Source organism: Amycolatopsis sp. NPDC114505 (assembly GCF_055633615.1).
In genome coordinates, this window is the sequence record NZ_JBVKDV010000007.1 from 23,894 (window position 1) to 37,752 (window position 13,859).

Annotated in this window: 5 protein-coding genes; 1 reads left to right on the plus strand and 4 read right to left on the minus strand. The window is 73.0% G+C overall.

Going from position 1 to position 13,859, the window contains the following annotated elements; genetic code table 11:
• Window positions 1–247: 247 nt before the first annotated feature.
• A complete protein-coding gene (locus ACZ7OU_RS49025) occupies window positions 248–1,012 on the plus strand; it encodes an AfsR/SARP family transcriptional regulator (protein WP_470245442.1) in 765 nt (254 codons plus the stop codon).
• Window positions 1,013–1,083: 71 nt separating this feature from the next.
• On the opposite strand, the gene ACZ7OU_RS49030 is transcribed toward ACZ7OU_RS49025, so the two are convergent.
• From ACZ7OU_RS49030 to ACZ7OU_RS49045, 4 genes are all read right to left on the minus strand, one after another.
• On the minus strand, window positions 1,084–1,659 hold the full coding sequence (locus ACZ7OU_RS49030) for a methyltransferase domain-containing protein (RefSeq protein ID WP_470260603.1): 576 nt from the start codon (window positions 1,657–1,659) through the stop codon (window positions 1,084–1,086).
• A 129-nt stretch (window positions 1,660–1,788) separates the two neighbouring features.
• Window positions 1,789–2,616 (minus strand): ABC transporter permease, encoded by an 828-nt coding sequence (locus ACZ7OU_RS49035; RefSeq protein ID WP_470260604.1) that lies wholly within the window; start codon window positions 2,614–2,616, stop codon window positions 1,789–1,791.
• Window positions 2,613–3,539, minus strand: coding sequence for an ATP-binding cassette domain-containing protein (locus tag ACZ7OU_RS49040; protein ID WP_470260605.1), 927 nt, complete (start codon window positions 3,537–3,539; stop codon window positions 2,613–2,615). Before ACZ7OU_RS49040 ends, ACZ7OU_RS49035 begins: the two co-directional genes overlap by 4 nt.
• 124 nt (window positions 3,540–3,663) lie before the next feature.
• Window positions 3,664–13,857 (minus strand): SDR family NAD(P)-dependent oxidoreductase, encoded by a 10,194-nt coding sequence (locus ACZ7OU_RS49045; RefSeq protein ID WP_470260785.1) that lies wholly within the window; start codon window positions 13,855–13,857, stop codon window positions 3,664–3,666.
• Window positions 13,858–13,859: the final 2 nt, after the last annotated feature.

The window sequence follows — 13,859 nt, forward strand, 5'->3', positions numbered from 1 at the left end:
TCCCGATCATGATTACATACCAACCGCCCGGTTTACAACTAGGGGAACCCCAGAAATCGGCCCCTGGCAAGGCACTTGGCCACCGCTCGAAGAACAAACCGACCGACCTCCCGGTTTTGTCTTGAAAACCGACCTCCCGGTTTAGTACGCTGCCGGAGTGGGACCGGGCACATGGGCGCTGGAGGACACACTGGGGGCGCCAGGCCGGGCAGATCCGATCGACACGCGGACACCGGAGGCACTGGAAATGGACTACGAGATACTGGGGCAGATGAAAGTCGGCGGGCGGCCCGGCGTCAGCGCCCCGCGGGCGCGCAAGATCGAGACGCTGCTCGCCGTGCTGCTGGTCAAGCGCAACCAGGTGGCGACCACCGAGCACCTGATCGGCGAGCTCTGGGGAGAGCACCCGCCGGCCCGGGCGAGCGCCGCCCTGTACGTCTACGTCTCGCAGCTGCGGAAGCTCCTGCGCGGCACGGGTGACGACGTCGACGACAGCCCCGTCGTGACCAGCCCGCGCGGCTATTCACTGCACGTCACCGACGGCGAGCTCGACGCCGACCGCTTCACCCGCCTCTACGAGCGCGGCCGGGCCCTGTACTGGGACCGCAACTACAAGGAGGCCGCGGCTGTCCTGCGTCAAGCGGCGAACCTGTGGCGCGGCGAGGCGTTCGGCGGCTTCACCGACTCCCCCGACGTCCAGGCCTACGCCGCTCTGCTGGAGGAGACCCGGCTGGAGTGCCTGGAGCTGCTGATGGAGACGGAGCTGCTGATCGGCCGGCACCGCGAGGTCGTCGGGCAGCTTTCCGCGCTGGCGAAGGAGCACACGCTGCGCGAGACGTTCTACGAGTACCTGATGACGGCCCTGCTGCGGTCGAACCGCCGGGCCGAAGCACTGGAGACGTTCGCCTCCGCCCGGCAGCACCTCGTCCAGCAGCTGGGCATCGAGCCCGGCAGCTCGCTGCGGAAGCTGCACCACAGCATCCTCGTCGGCGAGATGTCGGACGCGGTCTGAGCACGCCCCCACGCCCAGCAGTCCGGGTCCCCGCCACCACGGCGGGGACCCGGCTTGCGTTAGGGCACTTGCTAGCTGCGGTAGAGCGAAACGACCTGGTCGCCGCACGCGGCGGGCTCGCCGTACCAACCGCCCCAGCGACTGTCCAGCGCGAGGTCGGCCAGCTCGGCCATCAGGTCCAGCTCCGCGGGCCACACGTAGCGCAGCGGCACCCCGTCGCTCAGGAACAGCGTCTGGCGGGCGCAGTCGTGCCCGGTGACGAGCGGGTGCGCCGCCCAGCGGGCCGGGTCGGGGTGGAACCCCTGGACCACCAGCCCGCCGCCGGGACGCAGGAGCGTCGCGAGCCGGCGGACCAGGCGGACCTGCTCCCGCTGCACGAGCAGCCGCGAAAGGACGTCCGAACCGGCGTAGACGACGTCGAAGCGCTGAGCGGGCCGGCTGTCGAAACCTGCCTCGGTGACGGCATACCCGTCGGCCGCGAGCCTGTCCGCCACCGGGCCACCGCCCGGGACGAGCACACGCGGACGTCGGGAGACGCGGTCGGCGACCTCGGCGACGAACGCCGCCGCACCGGCCGGGTCAGCGGCCAGCGGGGCGAACCAGGCGTCGAGGGCCACGGCCGGGTTCTCGGCGATGCGGGTCGGCATCGGGGCCACCTCACTTCACGGACTGGTCGGATGTTCTCTACGCAGAGTGCCGGACCGATCTAAAGTCGACCTAGCGCACGCGAAAAGGCGGCCCGTGCCGGAGCACGGACCGCCGCTCGCTTCGAGAAATCAGCCGCGAGCGCGCTGGTGGAACTTGCGGATCGCCAGGTAGGCGGCCCCGGCCGTGATGACGGTCCACCAGGCCAGCGCCAGCCAGCCGGTCGAGCCCAGGTCCGTGCCGTTCATCAGGCCGCGGAGGGCGTCGATGAGCACGGTCACCGGCTGGTTGTCGACGACCACCCGCAGCACCGACGGCATCGACGCCGTGGGCACCAGCGCGCTGGTGGCGTACGGGATGAAGACGAGGATCATGCCGAGGCCGCCCGCGCCTTCGACGGTCTTGGCGATCGACCCCAGGAGCGTCGCGAGCCAGAACACGCCGGTGGCGAACAACGTCAGCAGGCCGATCGCGCCGAGCCAGCCGAGCACGCCGGCCGCGGGCCGGAACCCGACGGCCAGGCCGACCGCGACCATCACCACGAACGAAAGCAGGCTGCGCAGCACGCCGGAGACGACGTGGCCGACGAGCACGGCCGGGCCCGCCATGGGCATCGACCGGAACCGCTCGACCAGACCCTGCGTGAGGTCCGAGGCCACGCCCACGACCGTGGACGTCGAGTTGAAGGCGACGCTGATGGCCAGCAGGCCGGGCACCAGGTAGTCGATGTAGGCCATGCCCGGGACGTTGATGGCGCCGCCGAACATGAAGCGGAACAGCAGCAGGAGCGTGATCGGCAGCGAGACCGCCTGGATCAGCATCTCCATGTTGCGGGCGATGTGCTTGACGTTGCGCCCGACCAGCACGCGGCAGTCGGACAGCGCCAGTGCGAAGGACGAACGGCTCGGGGTGTCGGGGATCTGCGTTCCCTCGACCTCCCTGGACAGGGTCTGGGTCATCGCTTCTCTCCCGCGGTTCCGGTAAGGGCGTGGAAAACGTCGTCGAGGGTCGGCTCGGACAGCTCGAGGCCGGTGGTCTCGAGGCCCGCGTCGGCGACCTGGTTGAGCACCCGCCGGACCTGGCCGGGCTGGTCGATGGCGACGCTGACCGTGTCGTCGATCAGCACGCCGCCGGTGATGCCGTACGCGCGCTCGGCTTCGGTGCCGGTGGCGAAGGTGAGCTTCAGCCGTTCGGTGCCGACCTTGCGCTTCAGCTCGGCCGCGGTGCCCTCGGCGACGACGCGGCCCTTGTCGATCACCGCGATCCGGTCGGCCAGCTGGTCGGCCTCCTCGAGGTACTGCGTGGTGAGCAGGATCGTGGTGCCGCCGTCGAGCAGCTCGCGGATCGCGTCCCACATCGCCGAGCGGCTGCGCGGGTCGAGGCCGGTGGTGGGCTCGTCGAGGAACAGCACCGGCGGCGAGGTGATCAGGCTGATGGCCAGGTCGAGCCGGCGGCGCATGCCGCCGGAGTAGGTCTTGACCTGGCGGTCGGCGGCTTCGGTCAGGTCGAACTGCGTGAGCAGCTCGACGGCTCGGGTCTTCGCCGCGGCCGTGCCCAGGTGGAACAGCCGAGCCATCATCTGCAGGTTCTCGCGGCCGGTGAGCAGTTCGTCGACCGCGGTGTCCTGCCCGGTGAGGCCGATCTGCTCGCGCACCTTGCGCTTGGGCCCGTCGAGGTCGTGGCCGTTGATGGTCACGGTGCCGCCGTCGGCGTCCAGCAGGGTGCTCAGGATCCGCACGGTGGTGGTCTTCCCGGCGCCGTTCGGGCCGAGCAGCGCGAACATCGTGCCGCGCCGGACGCTCAGGTCGACGCTTTCCAGGACGTCCACGTCGCCATAGGACTTGCGCAGCCCCCGTGCTTCGATTGCGTAGCCGGTGACCATCGGTTACCTCTCCTCATTCGGGTCAAGATCGTGGTGAAGCCGGGGAACTGTCCGTTCCAGTGGGCCATGCGCCGCTCGGCGGCGGCAATAATGGCCGGGTCGGGCCGGGTTAGGGGTGGACTCCTCAGTCGTCGTCCCCACCGCCGATCGCCATGCTGATCAGGGCGTCGGTGTCGAGGTCGTCGATCGTGGCCTCCTCGACGGCTTCGGTCTCTTCTTCTTCGGGCAGACGCACTCCGGCCAGCTCCAGCAGCCCGTCCAGGAGCCCCGCGGCGCGCAGCTTCTCCAGCGGGATGCCCGCCAGCGCGTCCCGGACCCCTTGCTCCGTCACGGCTTCCGCGACGACCTCGACCTCGGCCGGGGCCAGTTCGCCGACCAGGTGCTCGGCGAGGATCCGCGGGGTCGGGTAGTCGAAGATCAGGCTCACCGGCAGTTTCAGGCTCGTCACGAGGCTGAGCTTGTTGCGGAACCCGGTGGCGGACAACGAGTCGAAGCCGACCTCGTTGAACGAGCGGTCCGGTTCGACCGCCTCCGGCCCGGCGTGCCCGAGCAGGGCGGCGGCGTGCGTGCGGACCAGGGTCAGCACGGCCGGGACGCGCTTGGCCACCGGCAGGCCCGCGAGCTTGCGGGCCAGCGTTTCGGTGTCCTCGGCCTCGTCCTGCGCCGCGCGACGGCCGGGCGTGCCGGCCAGCCCGCGCAGCACGGCGGGCAGGTCGTCGTCGCTCGACGACGCCAGCACCCGGGTGTCCAGCGCGATCGGCACCAGGAGTGCGTCGGCGGCACCGGCCGTCGAGTCCAGCAGCCGCAGCCCGTCCTCGGTGGACAGTGCCGTGATCCCGATGTGGTGCGTGTCCGCGCCTTCCAGCGCTTCACCCATGCCACCGGCCCACAGGCCCCACGCGAGCGACGTGCCCGGGAGACCTTCGGCCCGGCGCCGGACGGCGAGAGCGTCGAGGAACGCGTTGGCCGCGGCGTAGCTGCCCTGTCCCGGTGCGCCGAGGACGCCGGCGGCCGAGGAGAACAGCACGAACGCGGTCAGGTCCAGGTCCCGGGTCAGTTCGTCGAGGACCGACGCCGCGTCGGCCTTCGGGCGCAGCACGGTGTCCAGGCGGTCCGGGGTCAGCGACGTCAGGATGCCGTCGTCGAGGACACCGGCGGCGTGCACCACCGCCCGCAGCGGCGCTTCCGCCGGGATCCCGGCCAGCAGTGCGGCGACGGCGTCGCGGTCGGCGACGTCGCAAGCGGCGATCGTGACGTCCGCGTCGAGCGCGGCCAGTTCGGCCGCGCCGGGAGCGTCCGCTCCGCGACGGCTGACCAGCAGCAGGTTCCGCACGCCGTGCTCGGCGACCAGGTGCTTCGCCACGGCCGAGCCCAGCGCGCCGGTGGCGCCGGTGACCAGGACCGTGCCTTCGGGGTCCCACACCGGGGCGGAGGCCGCGTCGGCCGCCTTCGCCAGCCGCGGCACCAGGACCGCACCGGCCCGAAGGGCGACCTGCGGCTCGTCGGAGGCGGCCACCGCGGCCAGCGTCCGGCCCGCCGGGGTACCCGCGCCGAGGTCGACGAGGGTGATCCGGTCCGGGTGCTCGGCCTGCGCCGAGCGGACCAGGCCGGCCACCGCGGCACCGACCGGGTCGGGGTTCTCCCCTTCTTCGGCCGCCACCGCACCGCGGGTCACGACGATCAGCGACTCCCCCGGTCCGGCCAGCCAGGACTGCAGCAGGCCGAGCACGCGGTGCAGTTCGGCGTGCAGGTCGTCGCCGGCCACCGGGAGCACGGCGTGGCCGGTCTCCTCCGTCCGGGCGCCCAGGGCCTCGGTGAGGCCGAAGGCGTCGTCGCCCAGCACGGACCAGTCGGTGACCTCGGCGACCGCGTCCAGCTCGGCCGGCTCCCAGGCGACGCGGAACAGCGAGTCGCCGCCGCTCGGAGCCGCGGCCTGCGGAACGGCGGACATCGGGCGCAGCAGCAGCGACTCGACCGAGGCGACCGGGGCACCGGCACCGTCGGCGACGTCGAGCGCGACCGCGCCGGTGCCGACCGGCCGGACGTGGACCCGCAGCGTCGTCGCGCCGACGGCGTGCAGCCGCACGCCTTCCCACGCGAACGGCAGGGCGGGCTCGGAACCGGCCGCACCGGAGACGCCGATCGTGTGCAACGCGGCGTCGAGCACGGCGGGGTGGACGCCATAACGGTCCACATCGGACACCGAAGCAGGCAGCCGGATCTCGGCGAACGCCTCGCCGTCGCGCTTCCAGGCCGCGACGAGCCCGCGGAACGCCGGCCCGTAGACCAGACCGTCGGCGGCCAGCTCCTCGTAGGTGCCTTCCAGGCGCACCTGCTCGGCGCCCGCCGGCGGCCACGCGGTCAGGTCGAAGCTTTCGGTCTTGCCCGCCTTGGCGAGCTTGCCGGTGGCGTGCCGCGTCCACGCGCCGGTCGACCCTTCGGGCCGCGAGTGGACGCTGAACGGCCGGGTGCCGCCCTCGGGCGCGCCGAGGGCGAACTGGACGCGGACGCCGGTCCGGTCCGGCACGACCAGCGGGTACTCCAGGGTCAGCTCGTCCAGGCGCGGGCAGCCGGCCTCGTCGCCCGCCCGGATCGCCATCTCGACGAACCCGGTGCCGGGGAACAGGATCGCGCCGCCGACGACGTGGTCGGCCAGCCACGGGTGGGTGCCCACGGACAGCCGTCCGGTGAACAGCAGCCCGTCGGCGTCGGCCAGTTCGACGGCCGCCCCGAGCAGCGGGTGGTCCTCCTGGCTGACGGCGCCCGTGGTGCTCTCCAGCCAGAAGCGCTGCCGCTGGAACGGGTAGGTCGGGACGGCGACCGGCCGGGCGTCGGTAGGTTCGTAGATCGCGGCCCAGTCGACGTCGACGCCGCTGACGTGCAGCTGCGCGACGCCGGTCAGCGCGGCCACGGCCTCGTCGTTCTCCTTGTGCAGCATCGAAGCCAGGACCTCCGGCCGTTCGTCGAGGCAGCCCGCGGTCATCGCGGTGAGCGTGGTGTCCGGGCCCAGCTCCAGGAACCGGGTGACGCCGTCGGCCGCGACGCGGGTGACCGCGTCGAAGAACCGGACGCCTTCGCGGACCTGCTGGACCCAGTACTCCGGCGACGTCAGGTCCGCGGTCTCGGTGACCGTCGAAACCACCGGGATCCGCGGCGACGCGTAGGTCAGCTCCGAAGCGACCGCGCGGAACTCGTCGAGCATCGGGTCCATCAGGCGGGAGTGGAACGCGTGCGACACCTTCAGCTGCTTGGTGCGCTCGAACTTCGCCGCCACCTCAGCGACGGCGTCGGCCGCGCCCGAGATGACGACGGCGTTCGGGCCGTTGACCGCGGCGATGTCGACGGTGTCGTCGCGTACCTCGTCGGGTGTCGCTTCGATCGCCACCATCGCGCCACCTTCGGGCAGTGCCTGCATCAGCGCACCGCGGACGACCACCAGCTTCGCCGCGTCCGCCAGGGACAGCACGCCGGCGCAGTGGGCCGCGGCGATCTCGCCGATCGAGTGGCCGACGAGGACGTCCGGCTTGACGCCCCAGGCCCGCACCAGGCGGAACAGGGCGACTTCCAGCGCGAACAGCGCGGGCTGGGTGTAGCGGGTCTCGCCCAGCTCCTCGACGACGTCTCGGATCGGCCGGTCGAGGTGACGGTCGAGTTCCGCGCAGACCTCGTCGTACGCGGCGGCGAACGCCGGGAACTGCTCGGCCAGCCGCGCGCCCATGCCGGCGCGCTGCGAACCCTGGCCGGCGAACAGGAACGCCGTGCGTCCGCCCGCGGAAGCGATCCCGCTGACGACGCCGCGCGCTTCTTCCTCGTCGACCAGAGCGGCGAGGCCGCGGACGAACTGCGGCGACCGGCTGCCGATCAGCACCGCGCGCCGGTCGAACGCGCTGCGCGTGGTGGCCAGCGAGAACCCGATGTCGGCGAGGCTGCCCGCCGGGTCTTCGTCCACATAGGACATCAGCTGCTCGGCCTGTGCCCGCAGCGCCACCGCGCCGCGACCGGAGACCGGCCAGGCGACCGGGCCTTCGTAGTCGTGCCCGCCGGTCACCTCGCGGCGGTCGCCCTCTTCGAGAATCACGTGGGCGTTGGTGCCGCTGACGCCGAACGACGAGACGCCGGCCCGGCGGATGTGCCCGTTGGGCAGCCACTTCACCGGCTCGACCAGCGCGCGGACCGAGCCGGACGACCAGTCGATCTCGGTGGACGGGCGGCCGACGTGCAGTGTCGCGGGCAGCTCGCCCTGGCCCATGGCCATGACCATCTTGATCACGCCGGCCGCACCGGCCGCGGCCTGCGTGTGGCCGAGGTTCGACTTCACCGAGCCGATCCACAGCGGACGGTCGGCCGAGGTCTCCTTGCCGTAGGTGGCCAGCAGGGCCTGGACCTCGATCGGGTCGCCGAGCTTCGTGCCGGTGCCGTGCGCCTCGACGGCGTCGACGTCGGCCGCGGTGATGCCCGCGTCGGCCAGCGCCGCGCGGATCACGCGCTGCTGGGCCGGGCCGTTGGGGGCGGTGAGGCCGTTGGACGTGCCGTCCTGGTTGACCGCGCTGCCCTTGAGGACCGCGAGCACCGGGTGGCCGAGGCGGCGGGCGTCGGAGAGCCGCTCCAGGACGACCACGCCGACGCCTTCGGACCAGGTGGTGCCGTCGGCGTCGTCGGAGAAGACCTTGCAGCGGCCGTCGGCGGCCAGCCCCTTCTGGCGGCTGAACTCGACGAACGTCTCCGGCGTCGCCATCACGGTCACGCCGCCGGCCAGGGCCAGCGTGCAGTCGCCGCCGCGCAGGGCCTGGGCCGCCATGTGCATCGCGACCAGCGAAGACGAGCACGCCGTGTCGACGCTGACCGCCGGGCCCTCCAGGCCGAGGGTGTAGGACACGCGGCCGGTGACGATCGAGCCGGCGCTGTTCGCGCCCACGTAGTCGTGGTACTGGACGCCCGCGTAGACGCCGGTCGGGCTGCCCTTGAGCGATGTCGGGTCAATGCCCGAGCGCTCGAGCGCTTCCCAGCAGGCTTCCAGGAGGAGCCGCTGCTGCGGGTCGATGGCCGGGGCTTCCTTCGGCGAAACGCCGAAGAACGTCGCGTCGAAGTCGCCGGCGTCGTGGACGAACCCGCCGCGGGCGACGTAGGTCGTGCCCGGACGGCGGCCGGTCGGGTCGAGCAGGCCGTCGACGTCCCAGCCGCGGTCGGCGGGGAAGTCGCCGATGGCGTCACGGCCGTTCGCGACCAGCTCCCACAGCTGCTCCGGCGAGGTGACCCCGCCAGGCAGGCGGCAGGCCATGCCGACGATCGCGATGGGCTCGTCGGATGCCTTGGACGACGCCGTGGCGATCTCTTCCGGCGCGCCGACGATCTCGGTGAGCAGGTGCGTGGCCAGCACCGACGGCGTCGGGTGGTCGAAGATCAGGGTCGCGGGCAGCCGCTGCCCGGTCGCCGCGGTGAGGCCGTTGCGCAGCTCGATCGCGGTGAGCGAGTCGAAGCCGAGCGACTGGAACTGCGCGGCCGGCTCGATCTCGTGCGCGCCCCCGTAGCCCAGGACAGTGGCGGCGTGGCCGCGGACCAGCTCGAGGACGGCGTCGGCCCGGTCGGCTTCCGGCAGGGCCAGCAGGCGGGTGGCGAACGAGTCGGCCACGGTCTGGGTTCCGGCCGCGACCCGCCGGGCGGGGCGTCCGGTCAGCTCTTCGAGGGTCTTCGGGATGGCGTCCAGCTTCCGCAACGCCGGCAGGTCCAGCTTCACCGGCACGACGGCGGCCTGACGGGACGCCAGCGCGCGGTCGAACAGGCCGAGAGCGTCCGAAGTGGACAGTGGCACGATGCCGCCCGCGCCGAGGCGGGCGACCTCGGCCTCGGTGAGGGTGCCGCCCATGCCGCCGACCTCGCCCCACAGGCCCCAGTCCAGGGACAACGCGGGCAGGCCGTGTGCGACGCGGTGGGCGGCGAGGCCGTCGAGGAACGCGTTCGCGGCGGCGTACCCGCCCTGGCCCGGCGCGCCGAGGACGCCGGAGACCGACGAGAACAGCACGAACGCCGAGAGCGCGGTGTCGCGGGTGAGCTCGTGCAGGTTGAGGGCGCCGTCGACCTTCGGCCGCAGCACGGTGTCGAGGCGCTCGGGTGTCAGCGCCGTGATGACGCCGTCGTCGAGGACGCCGGCGGCGTGCACGACGGACGTGAGCGAGTGCTCGGCGGGGATCGCGGCCAGCACGGTCTCGAGGGCCGCGCGGTCGGCGACGTCGCAGAGCGCGATGTCGACGTGCACGTCCAGCTCGGCGGCCAGGCTCTCCAGCGCGGGCGTGCTGCGGCGGCTGACCAGCAGGAACCGCCGGACGTCGTGCTGTCCGGCCAGGTGCCGGACGAGCGCGCCGCCGATGGCGCCGGACGCGCCGGTGACCAGCACCGTGCCGCCCGGGTGGAAGTACGCCGGTTCGGCGGCCGCGGCGGTGCGGACCAGCCGCGGGACGAGGACCGTGCCGAAGCGGACCGCGGATTGGGGTTCCCCGGTGGCGAGGACCTGCCCCACGACCTCGGCCGCGGTGCTTTCCGCGTCCAGGTCCAGCAGCACGAACGTGTCCGGGTTCTCCTCCTGCGCCGAGCGCACGAGGCCCCAAGCCGCCGAGGCGGCGAGGTCGCTGACCCCGCCGGCGGCCGCGACGGCCCCGCGGGTGACGACGACCAGGCGCGTGTCCTCCGGGTGCTCTTCACCGAGCCAGTTCTGCAGCGCGGCCAGCACGCTGTGGGTCACTTCGTGGGTGTCGGTGCCCGCGCACTCGAAGACCTCGGCGGCGGAGGCGTCCACAGTGGACTCGGCGGGGATCCGCTGCCACTCGACCCGGTAGAGCGGGGCCTCGGCCGCGACCGGAGTGGTGAACGCGCGGAACACGGTCTCGGCGACGGTGGCGACCGGCGCGCCGGTCGTGTCGGCGAGCGCGACCGAGAAGCCGTCCTCGGTGGTCGGGGTGAAGCGCACCCGCAGCGCGGAGGCGCCGGTGGCGTGCAGTTCGACGCCGGTCCAGCAGAACGGGACGCGGCCGACACCGCCGTCTCCCCCGCCCGCGACGCGCAGGGCGTGCGTGCAGGCGTCGAGCGCGGCCGGGTGGAGGCCGAAGCGCTCGGCGTCGCTGTCTTCGGGCAGGGCGACCTCGGCGAAGACCTCGTGGCCGCGCTTGAAGACCGCGCGCAGCGAACGGAACAGCGGGCCGTAGGTGAGGCCGGTGTCGGCGAAGTCGTCGTAGATGCCGTCGATGGCGACCGGCTCGGCGCCCGCGGGCGGCCACTCGGTCAGCTCGGTGCCGCGGTGGGTCTGCGGCGCGACGGTCCCGCCGGCGTGCAGGACCCACGGCTCGCCGGAGTCTTCGGGGCGCGAGTGGATCTGCACCGGACGGACGCCGTTGTCGTCCGCGACCCCGACCGTCACCTGCACCTGGACGCCGGTGCGGTCCGGGACGACCAGCGGGCTGCCCAGGGTGAGCTCTTCGATCCGGCCGCAGCCGACCTGGTCGCCGGCGCGGATGGCCAGCTCCAGGAACGCCGTGCCGGGCACGGTGGCGACGTCGCCGAGGCGATGCCCGTCGAGCCACGCGTGCGTCTCGAGCGACAGGCGGCCGGTGAGGACGACGCCGTCGGTGTCGGCGAGCGCGATGGCCGCGCCGAGCAGCGGGTGCCCGGCGGAGGTGAGACCGGCCGCCGTGACCTCGTCGCGGTTGGCGCGGGCGTCGAGCCAGTAGCGCTTGCGCTGGAAGGCGTACGGCGGCAGGTCGGCGCGCCGGGCGCCACGGCCCTCGAAGACCGCGGCCCAGTCCGGGTTCAGGCCGCTGACGTACAGCTCGGCCAGTGCGGTGAGCGCGGCCCGCGGCTCGGGGCGGTCCTTGCGCAGGACCGGCACGACCACGGCGTCGAACGTCTGGCGAGCCAACGCCGACAGCACGCCGTCCGGCCCGACCTCGACGAACCGCGAGACGCCCTGGTCGCTGAGCGCGGTGAGCCCGTCGTGGAACCGGACGGCCGCGCGGACGTGCGAGACCCAGTACTCCGGCGTGGCGACCTCTCCCCCGGCGAGTGCGCCGGAGACGTTGGAGACCAGCGGGATCGTGGGCTCGGAGTAGGTGAGCGTGCGCGCGACCTCGGCGAACTCGCCCAGCATCGGCTCCATCAGCGGCGAGTGGAACGCGTGCGACACCTTGAGCTTCGACGACTTGCGGCCCTCGAACCGCGCGACCACCGCGGTGACGGCGTCTTCGGTGCCGGAGAGCACCACGGAGTCCGGGCCGTTGATCGCGGCGATGCTGACGCCGTCGGTCAGGTGCGGGGTGACCTCGTCCTCGGTCGCCTGCAGCGCGACCATCGCACCGCCGGTCGGCAGCGCCTGCATCAGCTTGGCGCGGGCGGCGACCAGCGTGCACGCGTCGGCCAGGGACAGCACCCCGGCGACGTGCGCGGCGGCCAGCTCGCCGACCGAGTGGCCGAGCAGGAAGTCGGGCTTGAGACCCCACGAAGACAGCAGCCGGAACAGCGCGACCTCGATCGCGAACAGCGCGGGCTGGGTGTAGCCGGTCTGGTTGATCAGGCGCGGCTTGTCGAACACGACCGTCTTCAGTGGACGGTCGAGGTGCTGGTCCAGCTCCGCGCAGACCTCGTCGAACGCGGCCGCGAACACCGGGAACGCGGCGGCCAGCTCGGCCCCCATCCCGGCGCGCTGCGCGCCCTGACCGGAGAACAGGAACGCGGTCTGCCCTTCGACCAGCTCGCCGGCTTCCACGGCCGCAAGACCCGCCTTGCCGTCGAACACCACCGCACGGTGGCTCAGCGGCGAGCGTGACGTCGCCAACGAGAACCCGATGTCGAGTGCCGAGGCGTCCACTGCGTCCATATCGGACAGCCGGGCTGCCTGCGCCTTCAGCGCGGCGGCACCGTGCCCGGAGAGGGGCCACGGGACCGGCACGTCCGCGGGCCAGCTCGGCGTGACGTCCTCGACGTCGATGGCGGGTGCCTCTTCGATGATCACGTGCGCGTTGGTGCCGCTCACCCCGAACGACGACACACCCGCGCGACGCGGCGTCGAGCCCGCCTCCCACGAACGTTCCTCGGTCAGCAGCTCGACGTTGCCGGCGGTCCAGTCGACCTCGGTGGTCGGTTCGGTGACGTGCAGGGTCTTCGGCAGGACGCTGTTCTGCAGGGCCTGCACCATCTTGATCACGCCGCCGACACCGGCCGCGCCCTGGGCGTGGCCGATGTTCGACTTGATCGAGCCGAGCCACAGCGGGCGGTCGCGGTCCTGGCCGTAGGTGGCGAGCAGGGCCTGTGCCTCGATCGGGTCGCCGAGGGTGGTACCGGTGCCGTGGCCTTCGACGGCGTCCACATCGGACGCCGACAGCTGCGCGTTCGCCAGCGCCTGGCGGATGACGCGCTGCTGGGACGGGCCGTTCGGAGCGGTGAGGCCGTTGGACGCGCCGTCGGAGTTGACCGCCGAGCCGCGCACGACGGCGAGGACCGGGTGGCCGTTGCGGCGCGCGTCGGACAGCCGCTCCAGCAGGAGCGTGCCCGCGCCCTCGGCCCAGCCGGTGCCGTCGGCGCTGTCGGAGAAGGGCTTGCAGCGGCCGTCCGCGGCGAGCCCGCGCTGGCGGCTGAACGCGACGAACGGGCCGGGCCGCGACATCACCATCACGCCGCCGGCCAGGGCGAGCGCGCAGTCGCGCTGGCGCAGGGCCTGCACGGCCAGGTGCAGCGCGACCAGCGACGACGAGCAGGCCGTGTCGATCGTGATGGCCGGGCCCTCGAGACCCAGCGCGTAGGCGATCCGGCCGGAGATGACCGAGCCGGCGTTGCCGGTGCTCAGGTAGTCCTGCACTTCGCCGGCGAGCACCGACGGCGGCAGCTCGTCGTAGTAGTCCTGGTCGCCGCTGCCGAGGAAGACGCCGACCTGCTGCTTCGCCAGCGAGTGGGGCGCGATGCCGCCGCGCTCGAAGGTCTCCCACGCCAGCTCCAGCACGAGCCGCTGCTGCGGGTCCATGGCCAGCGCTTCGCGCGGCGAGACACCGAAGAAGGGCGCGTCGAACTGGGCGACGTCGTGGATGAACCCGCCCTCGCTCACGTAGCTGGTGCCCGGGCTGTCGGGGTCGGCGTCGAACATCGAGTCCAGGCCCCAGCCGCGGTCGGTGGGGAACGGGCCGATGGCGTCACGGCCTTCCGCGACCAGGTCCCAGAGGTCCTGCGGGGAGCGGACGTCGCCCGGGTACCGGCAGCCCATCGCGACGATCGCGATCGGCTCGGCGTCCGCGGCCTCGACCTCGCGCAGCCGCTCCCGCGTCTCCTGCAGGGTGGCGGTCACCC